Annotated in this window: 21 protein-coding genes; 7 read left to right on the forward strand and 14 right to left on the reverse strand. The window is 54.4% G+C overall.

Annotated features, from left to right (window positions below; translation table 11 throughout):
- Nucleotides 1-116: 116 nt before the first annotated feature.
- The 4 genes from B5F39_RS12025 to B5F39_RS12040 are packed head-to-tail and all read right to left on the reverse strand — an operon-like array spanning nucleotide 117 to nucleotide 1,188.
- Nucleotides 117-296, reverse strand: a complete 180-nt coding sequence (locus B5F39_RS12025) for a hypothetical protein (protein WP_087367992.1) — start codon at nucleotides 294-296, stop codon at nucleotides 117-119.
- An 11-nt stretch (nucleotides 297-307) separates the two neighbouring features.
- Nucleotides 308-574, reverse strand: coding sequence for a hypothetical protein (locus B5F39_RS12030; RefSeq protein ID WP_087367995.1), 267 nt, complete (start codon nucleotides 572-574; stop codon nucleotides 308-310).
- Nucleotides 575-889, reverse strand: coding sequence for a hypothetical protein (locus tag B5F39_RS12035; protein ID WP_087367997.1), 315 nt, complete (start codon nucleotides 887-889; stop codon nucleotides 575-577).
- Complete coding sequence (locus tag B5F39_RS12040; RefSeq protein ID WP_087368000.1) at nucleotides 886-1,188, reverse strand: hypothetical protein; 303 nt, start codon at nucleotides 1,186-1,188, stop codon at nucleotides 886-888. Before B5F39_RS12040 ends, B5F39_RS12035 begins: the two co-directional genes overlap by 4 nt.
- 237 nt (nucleotides 1,189-1,425) lie before the next feature.
- On the opposite strand from B5F39_RS12040, the gene B5F39_RS12045 reads away from it, so the two are divergent.
- Nucleotides 1,426-2,085, forward strand: a complete 660-nt coding sequence (locus tag B5F39_RS12045; protein WP_087368003.1) for an NYN domain-containing protein — start codon at nucleotides 1,426-1,428, stop codon at nucleotides 2,083-2,085.
- A 73-nt stretch (nucleotides 2,086-2,158) separates the two neighbouring features.
- On the opposite strand, the gene B5F39_RS12050 is transcribed toward B5F39_RS12045, so the two are convergent.
- The 4 genes from B5F39_RS12050 to B5F39_RS12060 all read right to left on the reverse strand — a co-directional run bounded on the left by B5F39_RS12050 (nucleotide 2,159) and on the right by B5F39_RS12060 (nucleotide 3,099).
- Nucleotides 2,159-2,353, reverse strand: a complete 195-nt coding sequence (locus B5F39_RS12050; protein WP_087368006.1) for a hypothetical protein — start codon at nucleotides 2,351-2,353, stop codon at nucleotides 2,159-2,161.
- The gene (locus B5F39_RS14670; protein ID WP_255376029.1) at nucleotides 2,353-2,484 is read right to left on the reverse strand and encodes a hypothetical protein; all 132 of its coding nucleotides are present in this window, start codon (nucleotides 2,482-2,484) and stop codon (nucleotides 2,353-2,355) included. Before B5F39_RS14670 ends, B5F39_RS12050 begins: the two co-directional genes overlap by 1 nt.
- 12 nt (nucleotides 2,485-2,496) lie before the next feature.
- Nucleotides 2,497-2,808 carry a hypothetical protein gene (locus B5F39_RS12055; RefSeq protein ID WP_143330746.1) on the reverse strand — a complete coding sequence of 104 codons (312 nt, stop codon included), beginning with the start codon at nucleotides 2,806-2,808 and terminating at the stop codon, nucleotides 2,497-2,499.
- A gap of 111 nt (nucleotides 2,809-2,919) precedes the next feature.
- Nucleotides 2,920-3,099 carry a helix-turn-helix transcriptional regulator gene (locus tag B5F39_RS12060; RefSeq protein ID WP_087368012.1) on the reverse strand — a complete coding sequence of 60 codons (180 nt, stop codon included), beginning with the start codon at nucleotides 3,097-3,099 and terminating at the stop codon, nucleotides 2,920-2,922.
- 169 nt (nucleotides 3,100-3,268) lie between these two features.
- On the opposite strand from B5F39_RS12060, the gene B5F39_RS12065 reads away from it, so the two are divergent.
- From B5F39_RS12065 to B5F39_RS12090, 6 genes are all read left to right on the forward strand, one after another.
- The gene (locus B5F39_RS12065; protein WP_204245118.1) at nucleotides 3,269-3,679 is read left to right on the forward strand and encodes a helix-turn-helix transcriptional regulator; all 411 of its coding nucleotides are present in this window, start codon (nucleotides 3,269-3,271) and stop codon (nucleotides 3,677-3,679) included.
- A 3-nt stretch (nucleotides 3,680-3,682) separates the two neighbouring features.
- On the forward strand, nucleotides 3,683-4,228 hold the full coding sequence (locus B5F39_RS12070; protein ID WP_087368015.1) for an ImmA/IrrE family metallo-endopeptidase: 546 nt from the start codon (nucleotides 3,683-3,685) through the stop codon (nucleotides 4,226-4,228).
- A gap of 72 nt (nucleotides 4,229-4,300) precedes the next feature.
- Entirely contained in the window at nucleotides 4,301-4,807 is a 507-nt protein-coding gene (locus B5F39_RS12075; RefSeq protein WP_087368019.1) for a hypothetical protein, read from the forward strand.
- A 17-nt stretch (nucleotides 4,808-4,824) separates the two neighbouring features.
- Nucleotides 4,825-5,511 (forward strand): PDZ domain-containing protein, encoded by a 687-nt coding sequence (locus tag B5F39_RS12080; protein WP_087368239.1) that lies wholly within the window; start codon nucleotides 4,825-4,827, stop codon nucleotides 5,509-5,511.
- 66 nt (nucleotides 5,512-5,577) lie between these two features.
- The gene (locus B5F39_RS12085; protein WP_087368022.1) at nucleotides 5,578-6,051 is read left to right on the forward strand and encodes a hypothetical protein; all 474 of its coding nucleotides are present in this window, start codon (nucleotides 5,578-5,580) and stop codon (nucleotides 6,049-6,051) included.
- Nucleotides 6,052-6,068: 17 nt separating this feature from the next.
- Nucleotides 6,069-6,848, forward strand: a complete 780-nt coding sequence (locus B5F39_RS12090) for a DUF1828 domain-containing protein (protein WP_158096049.1) — start codon at nucleotides 6,069-6,071, stop codon at nucleotides 6,846-6,848.
- 214 nt (nucleotides 6,849-7,062) lie between these two features.
- Here the strand turns inward: B5F39_RS12090 and B5F39_RS12095 are convergent, their stop codons facing one another.
- The 6 genes from B5F39_RS12095 to B5F39_RS12120 all read right to left on the reverse strand — a co-directional run bounded on the left by B5F39_RS12095 (nucleotide 7,063) and on the right by B5F39_RS12120 (nucleotide 17,216).
- Nucleotides 7,063-8,268: a site-specific integrase gene (locus tag B5F39_RS12095; RefSeq protein ID WP_087368028.1), complete on the reverse strand. Its 1,206-nt coding sequence runs from the start codon at nucleotides 8,266-8,268 to the stop codon at nucleotides 7,063-7,065.
- A 496-nt stretch (nucleotides 8,269-8,764) separates the two neighbouring features.
- Nucleotides 8,765-10,723, reverse strand: a complete 1,959-nt coding sequence (gene metG, locus B5F39_RS12100; protein WP_087368031.1) for a methionine--tRNA ligase — start codon at nucleotides 10,721-10,723, stop codon at nucleotides 8,765-8,767.
- A 3-nt stretch (nucleotides 10,724-10,726) separates the two neighbouring features.
- Nucleotides 10,727-11,560, reverse strand: coding sequence for a 16S rRNA (cytidine(1402)-2'-O)-methyltransferase (gene rsmI / locus B5F39_RS12105; RefSeq protein WP_087368034.1), 834 nt, complete (start codon nucleotides 11,558-11,560; stop codon nucleotides 10,727-10,729).
- Between the two features lie 25 nt (nucleotides 11,561-11,585).
- A complete protein-coding gene (locus tag B5F39_RS12110; protein WP_087368037.1) occupies nucleotides 11,586-12,317 on the reverse strand; it encodes a methyltransferase domain-containing protein in 732 nt (243 codons plus the stop codon).
- Complete coding sequence (gene smc, locus B5F39_RS12115) at nucleotides 12,317-15,739, reverse strand: chromosome segregation protein SMC (RefSeq protein ID WP_087368041.1); 3,423 nt, start codon at nucleotides 15,737-15,739, stop codon at nucleotides 12,317-12,319. The genes B5F39_RS12110 and smc overlap by 1 nt, the downstream gene beginning before the upstream one ends.
- Nucleotides 15,714-17,216, reverse strand: a complete 1,503-nt coding sequence (locus B5F39_RS12120; RefSeq protein ID WP_087368044.1) for an Rne/Rng family ribonuclease — start codon at nucleotides 17,214-17,216, stop codon at nucleotides 15,714-15,716. The genes smc and B5F39_RS12120 overlap by 26 nt, the downstream gene beginning before the upstream one ends.
- Between the last annotated feature and the right edge of the window lie 11 nt (nucleotides 17,217-17,227).

Here is a 17,227-nt window from a genome sequence, read left to right on the forward strand (position 1 = left end):
GTTCAGCTTCGTCCAAATAGTTGCAGATTGAGCGGTAGACCGCGAAGGCCAGCCCGAGGATGCCCCAGGCCATCATCGTGTCCTCGTTGCCGTAGAGCATGAGCATGAAGGAGCTTTCAGCGAGGGCGTGAAGCATCGTCCGCGTACTCCTTCCTCGGAAGTTCTTCGGCGCGGTACCGGGCGATAAGGCGCTCGATGCGTCTGTTTCTGCGCCAGCTCGACAGCATCGACAGCAGGAAGAAAACCAGGCATATAACGCAGGCCAGTATGCAGAGCGCGATGTATTCGTGGATCATGACGGCGCCTCCTAGATGATGAGCCCGACTATGCCGCGGTACTCTCCCTCGCAGATCGCTTCCGGGGCGACGCGCTTGTTCTTGAAGAACCACAGCGGGATGTGAAAATTTCGCTTGCCGAGGTCGTCCGGCGGGTCGAGGATGACTATGCTCTTCGGCACCCAGACGGGATGTCCGTTAAGGCGGTTCGTCATGCGGTATGCGTGCATCGTGAGGGCCGGAAAAGTATCCTCCGGGCGGTCTATCTTATAAAGCGCGTACTTTACTTCTTTCGGCATCTATACGGCCTCCTTCTTTGATTCTTGTATGAGGATGTCGTCTTCGTCCGCGAAAGCGTCGTAGGTCTGCGCTACGCTCACACCATGGGCGATCGCGCTGAGCTTGCAGATGAAGCGGTGTATCTCCAGCGACTTGTATAAGAGTTTTCTTATTTTCACATTGAGCCTAAAGCTATCCTCTATGAGGCCCTGCTTCAGTAATGTGTCCTGCTCAGCGGATAAAACCCCGATGTTCTTCTCGATGACTTCATAGCGCTGTTGCTCGCGGGCGATTATTCGGGCGAGAACGTCCTGCGCCGTGTCCTGCGTGCTCATGCTTCGCGCTCCTTCTTCCGCGGATGCTCAGACGCCCACTTGTCCAGATCATAAATGTCGTAGCGAATCATTTTTCGCTCTCCGTCGCCTCTGCCTTCAAGCTCAAGACATCGCGGCCCATAGTTCCGCGCGCGCCAGATTTCCAAAGTCCCGCGCGAGACGCCCAAGTACTTAGCAGTCTGCACATCCGTAAGCAGCCTCGGCGGCCTCTCCGCCGCGGATTCATCAAGTCTCCTTATGGTTTCAAAAAGCAGCGCGCGCAGCTCCTCGCGCGTCTGTTCAAGTGCCAGTTCAGTCATTTGTCTTTACCTCCTAATTCCATTACATAAAAATTATTTATGCAGAAAAAGTAAACCATTCTATTACTGTGTAGCACTCAGTGTAATTTTTTCAAGTTTTTTATTGAATTTTTTTACATCGTATGTTATATTTTCCTTACAATAAGCCCTGAAGAGTTTTACTCTCAGCCCCCCGGTCGGTCTCGGCTTCCATCGTTGAAGTGCGGACGCGGGGTTTCTTTTTAGGAGTGTTCATGTATGAGAAAAGCAGCCTTTTTCATTGATGGTTTCAATCTCTACCATTCGATTGCCAATCGGAAGAACCTCCATAAATACAAATGGCTTAATCTGTGGCAGCTTTCTCAATCATTACTCCTTCCACAAGAAACTCTCACCGATGTCTTTTATTTCACGGCCTTCACAGACTGGAATCCGGGACGCAAAAAGCGGCATCAGGATTATGTTCTGATAAACGAAAGCGTCGGCTGTAAAGTCGTTCTCGGCAAATTCCTCCAAAAAGACCGCATCAGCATGGTCGAATGCAACACTCCATGCTGCGGAGGCGCGAAAAGATTTTGTGGAAAGAAATTTGTGGCTCACGAAGAAAAAATGACCGATGTCAACATTGCCGTCAATATCGTAAAAGCGGCTGCCTTACGGTCATACGATTCAATTTACCTCCTTTCCGGCGATAATGATCTTATACCGGCCTTGGAAACAGCCCGCGAAATATCGCCGTCTCTAAGATTGCGCATTGTACTACCTATCAATGCCCGCGCTAAAAACATCATGGACTTCTGTCAATCTAATAAGCTGAGATATATGAAAATCAAAGAGCAGACATTGGCAGCTGCTCAATTCTGCGATCCATTCATAGTAAACGGGCAGTCTTATTCAAAGCCTACACACTGGGCATAGTTACGCTCTCATCCTTACCTAAATACCAGTTTCCCGTTGCCCATATGCTGTTTTCATGGTGCGCCGGTGCTTCTTACCCCATCAGCCCCGGCATACTGCTTAGACTGTCAAGTATTGATGCCGCGGTCGAAAGCGCCGCCATCGTTTCCGGCGAGGCTTCGCACATGGAGAGCAGAAAGCGGATGCCGGATAAGGTGCTCTCTTTAACGCCTGAGATGAACCGGCAAGTCCGTTCGTCGTCCGCCGCGCCGTTCACGCAGTCGGTCACTAAGCTCGCGATTTCCTGTTGTCCATAAGATTTTTGAGCTTAATTGCTGTTCTGGCGACTTCATCCGCCCACATGGAGGCCTGTTCTAGCGAATCGTCCGAAAAACGGAAAGTCAATTTCATGTCTGCCATTGAAGCGCCCTCCTACAACGGGCTAAAAGGCTCGTCAGAATCTTTGCTCTCTTTACGCTGCTGTTGTTTTCCCTTACCAAACAGACGAAGTATTGCCGGTGATTCACGCCGAAGGAGCTCTTCAAACGGCGGTGTTGGTGCGGAATCCGCATGACATTGGCATGCCGTACATTGTGCCGGACAAATAAGCAGCTTGATTATTTCTGGGAGAATCGCAATTTCTTCCCCAAGTACGTGCTCAGGATTCCCACTTTTTATCGAGGTCACGCGCTTCACAAAATCCAGCAGGCAGTTCTTAACTTCCTGCAATTCTGTTTCGGTCAAAGATAATCTGGCCATCATTTTCTCCTCCCTTTTGGCTCAATTCCTACCGCCTGTATGTTGTTGTCATGGTGCTTTGTGGAGCGCTCATCGTGCTATCGCATGATATTGCGTTTAGAGCAGTGAATCAATCGTACAATTCAACTCTATTGATATTTTCTTTAAAAGCGCCAAGCTCGGCCTAAGCTTTCCCTTCTCAATACGCCATATTGTATTTTGCGTAGTACCAACTCTAGCAGCGAGTTTGGCTTGTGTTAGTTTTAATGCCTTTCTTCGCGCTTTTAGTTTCTCCATGTGCTCACCACCTACTCTAAATTAATATTGCTTACCGCGTCATATTAGCACTTAATCTACCAAATAAGCAATAGTACCAGAGTCCCATATATTGCGCGATGTGCATATTGTTAAAAATCTACCTATTGCGTAGAATCTATATATTATTTTCAGTAAGGAGGTGCTATGTGTGATAGGTGCAAATTTGAAAGCAGCTCGTGAAAATATGGGACTGTCGCAAACACAACTCGGTGAGATATTAGGCACAACGCAAAACACGGTATGGCGTTGGGAAAATGACAGAATTACGCCTGATGATGATACAAAATTAAAATTAGCTCAAATTTTGAATGTATCGGTAGCATATCTTATGGGCGAAAATGATAGTTTAACACCCAAAGGCGAAAATTCTATAGATAAAATGCTGTCTGAGCTATCTCAAATCGACCCAGATTTAGTTGCTCGGTTTCGTTCTACTGGTGAAAATTGGAGCCGTTTTAGCGATGAGGAAAAAGTGGCTCTTATTGATGGGTTAAATTTTGTCTTAGGGCGTTCCGTTTCATCACGCCTCAAACTGATAGGTAAAGACAAGAGGATATAAGCTATGTCCGCTGATTACGAATATGTTAAGTTTGAGGCTAGGAAGCTGCTAGCTCACTGTAAGATTCAAGCACCTCCGGTTTATTTGTCCGATATTTGCGAACATCTTAATATCACGCTTGCCAACCATGCGCTCGGTTCTCGCGATGCAGCACTGATGAACTCACAACTCACAGACAAAGTGCTGATTATGGTTAATCCTAATAAAATCAGGCAGCGTCAACGCTTCTCTATCGCGCATGAAATAGGTCATTATATACTGGAGCACCCATCCGTAGCTTTTTCTGGCGGCGATGGCTATATGCAAACCCCAGAGGAAGAACGCCAGGCTGACATATTCGCAGCAGAACTTCTTATGCCAGAGCGTTTTCTCTTACATTGCTGGGCCATCGGTAAATTGGACATACAGAACGTATCACGTATTTTCGACGTCTCTAAGAAAGCTGCGACTACGGCCGTAAATTTCACATATATAAGCCACCCTGAGTTACTGGACAAACAGAATCGTGGGTATTGGGAAATAAGTTATTTGTTGCCAATAAACATATAAAAGCTACGATAAAGTAATTGTTTAGCCGGACATCACTAAAAAATACTTAAATTTAAAAAGAGAGGAATATTTATGAAAAAAGCTGTTCTAATTATCTGTATCTTGCTCCTTTGGGCTTTACCTGCCTTTGCAATGAAGAATAGTCCAGACGGATTCCGTGGCATAAAATGGGGTGATCCTACTTCAGCCCTAGGTACACAAAATAACATTAAATACGAGGGGGAATCTGGGGGGTTTGATATATATACTAGGACAAATGACAAGTTATCCATTGGCGATGTTTCATTGGACTTTATTGCGTACTATTTTTGTAACAATAAATTTGTCGCGCTTGCTTTTGATTGTAAATCATCTGATGCCGATATGATAATGCGTATTTTTAGGGAACGATACGGTGATCCAGAACAACCAAATAAATACATTAAAGAATACCAATGGAAAGACGGCAATGCTTTAATAATTATCAAAGAAGACAAATTTAATAAGCTCGTAAATGTATATATGAGTTCCAGAGAACAGTTCAATATTGCCATGAAATATTTAGACGAACGTGCAAAAGCAGCTCAATCGGATTTTTAGGAATGATAAAAAACGCAATGAAAAAACTTCTAACAACTCTTATCCTCATCTTCGCTCTTACATCAACAGCTTCCGCCGCGTCGCTTTACACGACGACGATAATGGACGTGTCGGCCGCTCAGGTACAGGACGCCCTCATTGAGATTTTTACAGGCAAGAATTTCACAATCGACGAAGTGACGCCGTATACCATCACATTCCAGAAGTCATTTAATGACGGTGTATGGCTTGCAACGAAGCTCAACACTGTCAAATGTAACCTCATAGAGCGCGACGGCAACGTGAAACTCATGGTGTCTCAAATGGAGCTTATCGGTGGTCAGACGTTACGCAAGCGCTCGATAGACCACCTCGTTCCGCTGCTTTCAGAGGTCAAGCACGTGCTGGACGGCACGCCGATCGAAGAAGTGCACAACGAAGCCGTAAACCAGCTTCCAGGCTCCGGCAATGAGCGCGAGAAAGAGCTCGGCCTTGTCCTCGGAGAAAACGGCGAGGTCACCGACGTTAAGCCTGGCAGCGTCGCGCACGGAAAAATAGCCATCGGCGACGCAATCCTTGAAATCAACGGCATGAGCCTAAACGGCATGGACCGCGAAGCCGTAAAAACCTACATTGCCAATAAATGGGGCTCCGGTGCGTCGCTTATTCTGCTCGTCCAGCATGACGGCGAGAAGAACTTCGTGACGGTGAAGAAAGGCGAGTAATTGTCGAAGGTCAAATAAAGTGAAATAGAATGGCGGCTTTGGAATTAAACAGGAGGAAGAATAAAAATGACTGACGAAGAACTTCAAGCTCTCATTAAGCTGCCTAAAACAATATCAAAACACGAGATGAATAAGCTGACGTCGCCTGTCGAAGAGTACGGATACTACCGTTCCGACGCGAGGCTTTCGGCAGATTCGGATTGCAGGTTTATCATGCGCACAAGGCAGGCGGCGGACGATCCTATGGACTTCTCTGTAATCTTGTCGGTCGAGCTGCCGGACGGGAAGCAATTCAACCTCGTCCGCTGCAACGGAAGCTCTCATGTACACCGAAACAAAATAGAGCGCACGCGAGTACGCGGCATGCACAGGCACATTGCCACGCAGCGGTATATGGAGCAAAAAGCAGACGCCGAGGGTTATGCTGAAAAAATTGACGAGTATAATTCGCTTGAGGAAGCTATACAGTATATGCTACAGTTTGCCAAGGTAACGCCGCAGGCGTTAGCAGAAAGCGGCACGCCGTCTTTATTTGACTGACGAAGGGAGGTATGGAGATGACGGACGTTATAGGACTTCAAGAAGAAATATCGCGTAACCTCAACACGCAGATCGAAATAGAGAACCGCGGCATCGACGCTTTTCAGGTGTTCACACCGTTTGTTTTGGGCGACGGGGACGAGCTGAAAATTATCCTCAAGCGCACTGGCGACACGTGGAGGCTCACTGACGAGGGGCACACCTTGATGTATCTCAGCTATCAGGATATAGGCCTCGAAAACAACACTCGCGCCGAGGTAATGGATAGGATCCTAAAATCCCACTTCATGAAGGACGAGGACGGGCGTCTGGTGCTCGACGGCATTAGGACGCCGCAGGATATTGTCGATTCTATTTTCACGTTTTCACAGGGGCTGTTGAAAATCGGCGATATATCCATGTGGAAGATAGAGCGCGCGAAAAGCAAGTATACAGAGAACTTCAAGTCCTGCATTACGGAGGGCGTCAAGGGCCGCTGCGTAATGTTTTCATACCAAAGTGTGGAATACGACCCGGGCGGCATGTATCCAATTGACTGCTGCGTGAGGTTGAGAACGGGGCGTCCGGCGTATATCTTCAGCGCCACTTCTACAGATAAGGCCAACTGGACGGCGGCGGCTATCTATTTTTTTGAGAAAAAGCAACCGTATGTCCCAAGTTGCGCCGTTTTACAGGGCAAAATATCCGGCAAGCCGCTGCTTCGCCTTGAAGACGCTGCGGACAAAGTCTTTCAAACCCCGCAGAACGCGGCCGAGCGCCTAGACACGTTTCTGCTTAAATACGAGAATGCGGCGTAGACTCATAAGTGAGACACACCTAAATTACGAGTTGATTGGATGACAACGAATAAATTTGTGAACCGTGAAACACCCCAAACGGTTCACAAATTGTTTTGCGTATAATATACAATTCTCAAACGATGCAAAAACATGCCCACAGCAGCAACGCAGGCCACCTCAGGATGACGAATGCCGTTTTCACACTAACGCGCGAGTCAAAATTTGTTTGTATTTAATTGAGCAGCTCCACCGCCTCGCGCATCTTCTCTGGCGCTAAGTGAGCATATCGCAGCGTCATCTTGATGTCCGAATGCGTCATGAGCTCGCGCACGGTGTTGAGATCGACGCCCGCCATGACGAGCTGGCTCGCAAAGCTATGTCTCATGTCATGCCATCTAAAATTTGAAATGCCGGCTTCGCGCAGCAGCCAACGGAACGAGTTGTCACAGTTATCCATTATGCCGCCGGTCTGAGGCGACGGGAACACCAGCGGGTTGCCGTCTACACGCTGTGCGTGCCACCGACGCAGGACATTAAGCGCTGTGCTGTTGAGCGGAAGGACGGCGGCTTTTTTACTTTTTGCTGTATCGGCGCGCAGTGTAACTGTGCCGGCGTCAAGGTCTATATCGTCCCATCGAAGCGAGAGAAGAGCATGACGGCGGATCCCAGTGTTGAGCGAGAGCAATATGACGGGCTTGAAATAATTTGCGAAGGCCCAGCCTTCCATTGATGGGAGATAACGCCGGTTGCTGTGCAGTCTGGAACGCGCGCGGCCTTCTCGCTGTTCATCGTCGTATTTGTCAAGAGCAGCAAGAAGCCGTGCGCGTTCGTCCTCGGTAAGGTAGCGAGTTTTCGCTTTTGAATCAACTTCTTTGAGTTTTCTCACATTCGCTATCGGATTGGCTTCAATCAAGCCGTTCGTTACTCCGAAATTCAAGATGGCGCGCAAGCTCGTTATTTTTTTATTAAGCGAACTGTCTTTGTTCCCGGTGCGCTCCTTTTCTTTTACACGCCAAGTAGAAACAGCAAGCGGCGTCAGGTTTGTGGCTATTTCATCCAGAAAATCAGTCAAGCGCATAACAATGGAATACGTGACCTGTGAGCCGCCTGCGGCAAGATATTTATCTGCAAGTTCTCTAATTGTAGGCTGCTGGCTTTTGTTGCGTAGCCGCTTGATGTCAGTGCCGTCAACAGCCATTTCGGCAAGGAATTTTTTCGCGGTTTCGCGCGCTTGGATCGGCGTAAATAACTTCTCATCGCCGATCTTATAAGAGTCTTTCTTTCCCTTCGCATTTTTATAGCTGATATAATAGGTCTTGGAACCAGACGCGCCGACATAAAGACGAAGCCCCGGCATCGCTTCATCGTTTATCCAGTATCCCTTCTCCGGTACCGTCAAATTGTTGATAAACGTCTGAGTAAGTTTCGCCTTTGCCATATAGTAATCACGCCCCGTTACTCTGTATTTACTCCGCCGCTTTTAAGGCAACGAAAGGCTATATCACAGATTGTAACGTTAAAAACGTGATAAAACAAGTTATATCATAGGTTTATAATATTAGATTTTATACCAAATGTTACAAGTAGTAATACATTATAGTTCTCGCACGGAAGGGGTCGGGCGTTCAAATCGCCTCAGCTCCACCAGAAAATTCAGTAATAGCAAGGCTTCGGCCTTGCTATTTTTTTACCTTTCTTACATCCTTACAATAGCCCTGAAAAGCTATTCCCCAGCAGTACAGTATGCCGAATTCCTATCTAAGCATTCTTTCCCTAGATGTTTAGCTTGACACTAGCATAAGAAATCAAATCTGAATGTTGCCTTTGGTATTGAAGGCGGTGTTTTTCAATATGATATGTGATAAAAAGCGAAGCCCGGCTTCGCTTTTGCGGTGCCGGGCTTTGTGCGCTTGTTATTTTTTCATCGGTACAATCTAGCTTATCCTGCTGCCCGCCGGTATCGAGTCGTCCATTACCGTTAGGAGGGTAAGGACTTCGTAGCGGCTTTCTGGGCTTTCGGCGGCTAGGAGCATTCCGTTGCTCTGGACGCCGCGGAATTTCGCGGGCTTGAGGTTGCAGAGGACTATTATTTTTTTGCCTTCTAGCTCTTCTGGCTTGTAGTTCTCGCGGATGCTCGAGACTATCACGCGCTTCTCGTTGCCGAGGTCGAGGTTCAGCACGTAGAGCTTGTCGGCCTTCGGCACGACTTCGACTTTTTCTACGAGAGCGACACGGAGGTCGAGTTTCGCAAAGTCGTCGTATTCTATCTGCGGCTTCGGTTCCTGATATTTGAAAAAGGCGGTCGGGTCGAGCTTAGCGCGCTTTTCGAGGTCGCGCTGCTCTTTTTCCTTTTTCCACTTTTCTATGTCGATGCGAGGGAAGAGTATCCCGCTGCGGTTGACTTTGATTCCTTCGCCGCCTTCTCCCCATTTCCATGCGGCGCGCGCGCCTGCGCCGGGCTCTCCTTCGAGGCCGAGCTGGCTCCATATGCGCGCGGCGGTGTCGGGCATGAACGGAGCGACGAGCACCGCGGAGAGGCGCAGCGCTTCCCAGAGCGTGCGGAGCACGGCGTCGAGGCGTTCGACGTCGCCTTCGCGTCCGAGTTTCCAGGGCTCCGTCTCGTCGATGTATTTGTTCGCGCGGCTCACGAAGGCCCAGAGGGCTTTGAGCGCGTCGTCGAAAGCGAAGCGGTCGAGCAGCGCGTCCATGTCGGCGACTGTCTTTTCGCCGAGCGTTTCGATTTCTTTGTCGAGCTCGGTCTGCGCTCCGAATGCGGGGAGCATCCCTTCGCGGTATTTGTCGATCATCTGAAGCGAGCGCGAGAGCAGGTTGCCTAGGTCGTTCGCCAGGTCGGAGTTGATACGCTGTACGAGCGCGAGCTCTGAGAAGTCGCCGTCGTGTCCGAAGGGCACTTCACGCAGCAGGAAGTAGCGGAACGGGTCCACTCCGTAGAGGGTCTCCATCTCGAACGGGTCTACGACGTTGCCGAGCGATTTCGACATTTTTTCGCCTTCGACGGTCCACCAGCCGTGTGCGAATACGCGCACGGGCGGGTTGAGGCCGAGGGCGAGGAGCATCGCGGGCCATATCACGCAGTGGAAGCGGATGATGTCCTTGCCGACGAGGTGGCGGGCGGCGGGCCAGTATTTTTCCCATTTTTCGCCTGGTTCCGGATAGCCGAGCGCCGACAGGTAGTTGATGAGCGCGTCGAACCATACGTAGATGACGTGCTTCTCGTCGCCGGGGAGAGGTATTCCCCACTTGAGCGTCGTGCGCGAGATTGACTGGTCGCGCAGGCCGCTTTTGATGAAGCTGACGACTTCGTTGTAGCGCTCCTTCGGCATTATCGCGTCGGGATGTTCTTCGTAGAATTTGATCAGCGGCCCGGCGTATTTGGAGAGGCGGAAGAAGTAGGTCTCTTCCGTCATTTTCGTGAGCGGCCTGTGGCAGTCGGGGCAGGTCTGCCCTTCGGCCATCTGCGCCTCGGGCACGTAGGTCTCGCAGGGCACGCAGTACCAGCCCTCGTATTCGCCTTTGTAGATGTCGCCGGAAGCCATAAGGCGGCGGAATATCTCCTGAACGACCTTTTCATGGCGCGGCTGCGTGGTGCGTATGAAGTCGTCGTTCTGAATGTTGAGCGCTTTCCAGAGGCGTTCGAAGTTCTGCACGACTTCGTTGCAAAGTTCGATCGGGGTTATGCCCTTTTTCTCCGCAACGGTCTGTATCTTCTGGCCGTGCTCGTCGGTCCCCGTGAGGAAATAGCTGTCGTCTCCGCCGGATTTATGCCAGCGGCTCAGTACGTCCGCCGCTATAGTCGTGTAGGCGTGGCCTATGTGCGGCACGTCGTTGACGTAGTATATCGGCGTCGTGATATAAAATGGTTTACCTGACATACTTTATGCCTCCCTGATGCAATTTTCTATGATAAATTTTTTTACGCTGTTTTTCTGTACGCCGAAGCGGGACGCTATCTCTTCTGCGGCGGCTTTCGTCGAGACGCCTGATGAGACGAGCGCCGCGGCCTCTTCGCGCCAGTCCGCGCCGTCCGCTTCCGGGGTTTCCTCCGAAGCGCCCTCGACGACGCAGACGAACTCGCCGCGTATCTTATCCTCCGGCATTGTATCACAAAAGGAGGCGAGCGTCCCTTCTATGCGCTCCTGGTGGATTTTGCTTATCTCGCGCACGAGCACGGCGCGGCGGTCTCCGAGGGACTGCGCCATGAGCGCGAGGTCGTCCTTCAGGTGATGCGGCGCGGCGTAGAATACGAGCGTCTCTCGCAGATTTTTCAGCTCCGCGAGGCGTTTGAACTTTTCGTCTTTTTTGCCTTTGAGAAAGCCTACGAAAACGAATGACTCCATGCCTATCCCCGCGATGAGCAGCGCGGGAAGCAGCGCGTTCGCGCCGGGCAGCACGTCGAAGGGCAGTCCGCGCTCTATCGCGGCCCGCACGACGGCGGCTCCGGGGTCGGAGAGTCCCGGCGTTCCGGCGTCCGAGACGAGAGCGACGCGCTCGCCGGCCTCGACGCGGCGCATTATTTCGGCGGCGCGCTCGCGCTCGTTATGCTCGTGGCATGAAAGCAGCGGCTTTTTTATGCCGAAGTGGTTGAGCAGCCGCAGAGTGTGGCGCGTGTCCTCGCAGGCTATCACGTCGGCGGCGCGCAGCTCTTCGAGGCCGCGCAACGTCATGTCGCCGAGGTTGCCGACCGGCGTCGGTATCACTATCAGAGGCACGGAGTTTCCCCCTTTGTCGGTCTTTTCATAAAATCTCGTAGGCGGCCTTGAGCTCAGGCGTTTCTTCGCCGTCTTCGCCGCGGATGAAGAGCGGCGGCTCCACCGTGAGTCCGCTACTGCCTGCGCGCATCGCCTCGACGAGTACGACGGACGCGCGCTCGCCTGGCTTCGGGTGGACGCAGCGCATCGTCTTCGGCGGCGTCTTGTACCGGTCGAGCAGCGCGAATAGCGCGCCCGCCCTGTCCGCGCGCATCACGAGGTCGAGGCGGCCCCTGTTTTTCAGAAGATAGTGGGCCGCTCTGATTACGTCTTCGAGAGTGCAGCACGAGCCGTGGAGCGCCGCGGCGCGCCCGTCGCTCGGGCTGCGGCGGCTGCTTTCCGCTTCGTCGTAGGGCGGATTGACGGCTATCCTGTCGAAGCTCTGCGGCGGCGCGATTTTTTTGTATTCTCGCACGTCGGCCGCGATGAATTCGGCTTTGAGGCCGTTGCGCTCCGCGTTGGCGCGCGCAAGCTCCACGAGATCGGGGCGTATGTCCACGCCTGTCACGCCGAAGCCGCGCGGCCGGAGCAGAGCGCTTCGTTTCGCGAGTATCAGCGCCACCGCGCCGTGCGCGCAGCCTATTTCCAGAACTTTTTCTCCGGGCTTCGGCCGCGTGAAGTGGGCCAGGAGTATCGTATCGACGTTTACGCGCAGGCCGCTTTTTTCGTCCGGCTGTTCCAGGCGCAGCGCGCCGTTCATCAGGCTGTCGGCTTCCATTACGACCAGTCCTCGAGCCGCACGCCTACGACCTGCGAGAGCCCTTTTTCCTGAAGCGTCACGCCGTAGAGCACGTCGGCGCGCTCCATCGTTGCGCGGCGGTGCGTCATGACGAGTATCTGCTTGTTGTTGCGCGCGTATTCTTTCGTCAGCTCGCTGAAGCGGCGCAGGTTCGCTTCGTCAAGCGCGGCGTCCACCTCGTCGAGCACGGCGAGCGGCGAGCCGGCGACCTCCATCGTCGCGAAGAGAAGCGAAATCGAAATCAGCGTGCATTCGCCGCCCGAGTACTGGCTCAGTATCTGAGTATGCTTGCCGGGGAAGCGCGCCTCTATCTCGACGCCGCAGTTCCATATCGTCTCGCCGTCGGTCATCGTGAGGTGCGCCTCGCCGCCGCCGAGCAGTTTGCTGAATATGTCGCAGAAGCGTCCGTCCACGCGCACCAGAGCCTCGGTGAACTGTTTGTGCGCCATCGCGTCGGCTTCGGTTATGAGGCGTTCTATCTCGGTCATGCTCGAGCGCACGTCGTCGAGCTGCTCGCCGAGGAAGGCGAGCCTGTCTTTCAGGCTCTGGTCTTCCGACAAAACGCCCATATCGACGTTTCCGAAGGCTTTTATTTTGCGGTCGCCGTCGCGTATCCGGCGGCGCAGTTCGTCGGCGTTTTCGCCATCGGGCAGATGCCCGGCGCCGGGGTACGGGTACTGCTCCTCCCATGTCGATACGAGCTCCGCGAGTTCGCGCTCCGATTCGTTTTTCTTCGACTGCGCGAGCGTGAATTTCTCCGATTCCCCGCGCATCCGCTCTTCGGCGGAAGAGCGGCGCGCCGCTACGAAGCTCCTGAGTCTTTCGAGCTTAGCGTATAGCTCGCCGCGTTCTTCCATTCCTGAGAGAAGTTCTTTGCGGCGGTTGTGTATCTCGAGGCAGCTTCCGCCGACGCGCGCGAGGTTCGCGCGCTCGCGCACGCAGCTCGCGTCGAGCGACGCTATCTCCTCTTCGAGGCGGCGCATCTTGCCTTCGGCGCTTTTGACCTCGCCGCGCACGCGCTCCATCAGCGCGAAGCCGGACGAGAGCGCGCCCTCAGCTACGGAGAGCCGAGCGCGGCAGCTCTCGCGCTCTTCTATGAGTTTGTGGTCGTCCTCGACGTCGGAGGCGGCGTCGCGCTTTTCTTCGAGCTCGTCCTGCGCCTTGAGCAGCGAAGCCCAGTTTCGCCCTTCGGCCTTTATCGACTCGAGGATGCGTCCGCGTTCGCCGGCCGCGCGGCGCTGCTCTTTTGCCAGCGTCTCTTTCTGATCTTCTATGACGGCTATCCTGCCGTTTAGTTCGCGTATCTTGCGCGTGTACAGCTCTTTCTGCTCCGATACGGACATTTCCCTGTCCTCGGCCTCTTTGAATTTTTTCGAAAGGCTCTCGGCTGCGGCGGCGGCCTTCGCGTATTCTTCCTCAAGCTTCGCAAGCTGCGCCTTCATCTCGAGCACGCGCCCGCTCTTCTGGCTGCGGCCTCCGCTGACCGTGCCGCCGGGCTGGAATACGTCGCCCTCGACGGTGACTATCGGGCCGCGGAAGCCGTCGCGCACAAGCGATTTTCCCGCATCGTAGGATTCGACTATGAGAAGGTCTCCCATGATGTGCTCGATGGCGGGACGCCAGTGCTCGTCGATTTTTATAAGCTCTACGGCCCAGCCGACGATCCCGCGCGAAGGCAGCCTGAACGCCTTGTTAGGGTAACGCGGACGCGCGCGCTCGAGCGGCAGGAAGGAGGCGACGCCGGCGGCGTTTTGCTTCAGCCTGTTGATGCAGCGCCCGGCCTCTTCCATGTCTTCGACGAGCAGAAGGAACTGCCTTCCGCCGAGATAGGCCTCGAGCGCCGAGGCGAGCGATGCAGGGGCCGTGAAGGCGTCAATAACGGCGCGCGGGTCGGCGTCGAGCCTTTTCAGTTTCGCGGCGGATAGCAGGTGCTTGACCGCCGCGGGGTACAGCCCGGCCTGAAGCGCATCGGCTGTGTCGTTGAGCTTCGAGCGGAGCTGCCCGGCCTCGCGCTTCGCGCGCTGGAGTTCGGCGGCGAGGGTCTGGCAGAGCGCGTAGAGCTCGGAATGTTCCTTTACAAGAGCGGACTGTTCGCCGTTCAGCTTGTCGCGCTCTTCTTCGAGCAGTTTCGCCTGGAAATCGAGCTCTTTACGCCCGTCCGGAGCCTGTTCCTTTTTATTACGCAGCTCGAGAAGGTCGCGCCCGAGGAATCCGAGCTTCGCGCGGCTCTTCTGCAGCTCCGCGTCGAGGCGCGCTTTTTCCTTGTTCCACTCTTCGCGCTCGCGGCGCGTGCGCTCCATGCGCTCGTTGTAGGCGTCCCATTTCTTGCCTACCGCCTCGACGGCTCGGCGCGCCTTCTCGACCTCCTCGCGCGCCTTTTTGTTGTCGTCTATGGACTTTTTTTGTTCCTCCAGAAGCTTCGAGTAATTTCCTTTGGATTCTTCGTATTCCGAACGAGCTTCGGCGAGGCGGGCCTTCGCGCCGCGCAGATTCGCGGCGGATGCGTAGCCCGATTTTATCAGCGCGTCGAAGCGCGCCCGGCTCTGCTCGAGCTCGTACTTCTGCTGGCTGTGCTCGCGCGAGGCCTGCGTAAGCTTGTCCTCGGCGCGCACTCCGGCGCTTTTCCAGAAGCGTGACCAAAATACCGAACCCTCGCGCGAGGCGAGCGCCGCCTCCAGCTCTGCGGCTATTCGCGCTATAGTCTCCTCGCAGCCGGCGCGCCGCAGCCAGTAGAGTTTGCGGCGGTCGTCGTCTATGCTGTCGAGTATCGCGCGCATCTGCGAGGCGCGTTCGACCTCGGGCGCTATCTCGGAGCGGCGCGCGGAAAGTTCGCCCATGAGGTTGCGAAGCTGGTCGTAGTCGCCGCGCACCGTTTCGAGCCTGTTCTGAGCGTCCATGCGCTTTTTTCTGTAAACGTCTATACCGAAGAGCGTCTCAAGCCTCATGCGCCGCTCGGAGGGGCTCTGCTTCAGCACCTCCTGAACCTCGCCCTGCCCGATGAAGGCGAACCGGTCGCCCTCGAGCTTCCAGCGGCGCTTCACTTCGTCAAGCTCGGCTAGAGTCTTGCGCTCGTTGTCTACGAAGAGGCTCGTCGCCCCGTCGGGCGCGGTGACGCGCCGCTTTATCGTGCATATCCTGTCGTCCTCGCGCAGCCGCAGCGTCACCTCGGCCTCCTTGGCGGCCTCGCGGCTCTGAGAGCCGAGGAAGAGCAGCCCGCTCTGCCTGTTCACGCGCAGGCGCGAGGCCGTGCTGTCGCCGAGCGACCAGCGCAGGGCGTCGAGCAGATTGCTCTTGCCGCTGCCGTTCGGCCCGACTATCGCCGTGAAGCCGGGCGACAGCAGCAGCTCGTGCGTGCCGCCGAAGCTCTTGAAGCCTTTAAGCTGAAGGCGATCTATATACAACGTTCCGTCCCTCTCGCTTCTGGAGGACGCCTATCCTGTGCTCGACCTGCGAGAGCGGCCCCTGACAGTCGAGGCGGTATCTGCTCCACCCCATCTCCTGACAGGCGCGGATGAATATTTTCTTTTCAAACTCTTCCTCCCACGCGGCGAGGAAAGTGTCGCGGATATACTCCGCGACCGTCGGGAAGCACTCGACCAAGAGCGCTTCCGACTTCGACGAGGCGGCTATCTTTCGGATGAAGCGCTTTATGTGCATGGCGACGCCCTCCTCCTTCTCGACGGCCCCGAGGCCGCCGCAGAACGGGCATCCGCGCATGAGCGCCGCGCGCGCGTCTGTGCGGGCGCGTTTGCGCGTTATCTCGACGAGGCCCAGTCCCGTCACGCCGTAGACGCGCGCCTTGCAGCGGTCGTTCTTGAAAAGCTCCTGAAGCTGCTGCACGAGCGCTTTGTTGTCGCTTTCGTTCTCCATGTCTATGAAATCGACGACGACGATGCCGCCGAGCGCGCGCAGGCGGAGCTGCCGCGCTATCTCGACCGCGGCCTCGAGATTCGTCTTGAGCACGGTATCGTTGAGATTCTTAGACCCGATGAACTTCCCCGTGTTCACGTCGATGACGGTCAGGGCCTCCGTCTGGTCTATCACGAGGTACGCGCCGGAGTCGAGCCACACCTTGCGGTCCTGCAGCTCTTCTATCTGGTTCTCCAGCCCGTATAGCTCGAACAGCGGCGTCCGCGCGGAACAGACGTTGACCTCGGGGACGTTCTCGTGGAAGAACTTGCTCACTACCGCCTCGATGCTCGCCCGCTCATCCTCGCTGTCTATCACTATCTCGTCTATCTCGTCCGTCAGCTCGTCGCGCAGCACCCGCTCGAGCAGCCCTATGTCCTTGTGTATGAGGCACGGCGCGCTGTTCTGCTTCATCTTGCGCTCTATCGTGCGCCACTGTTCCACTAGATTCTCCACGTCGTCCCGCAGGCTATCAGTGTCGCAATGTCCCGCGACTGTGCGTATTATTATGCCGAAGCCCTTGGGGCGTATCTCCTTCGCTACGGCGCGCAGGCGCGCGCGCTCTTCGTCGTCGGCGATGCGCTTCGAGACGCCGGTCTCGTGTCCGCCCGGGATGAGCACCATGTAGCGCCCCGCGAGCGATATGCGCGGCGAGACGCGCGCGCCTTTGCCCTTGCGGGCGTTTTTGACGACCTGCACGAGCATATCCATGCCCGGGCGCACTTCCCTGCCCTTTACGTCGTCGAGATAGAGGAAACCGTTGCGCCCGTCCCCGAGATTGAGGAACGCCGAGTTCATACCCGGCAGCACGCTGTCCACGCGCGCCTTGTATATCTCGCCCGTGCGCTGGTGCTCAAGCATCCTCTCTATGAAAAAGTCGCAGAGCTTTCCTTTTTCATCGGTTATCGCTATCCTCGTCTCCTCTGGGTCGATAAGGTTCGCGATTATTTTTTTAGACCATCCGGCCATTTCGCTGAAAA

It is taken from the genome of Cloacibacillus sp. An23 (genome assembly GCF_002159945.1).
Lineage (GTDB): Bacteria > Synergistota > Synergistia > Synergistales > Synergistaceae > Caccocola.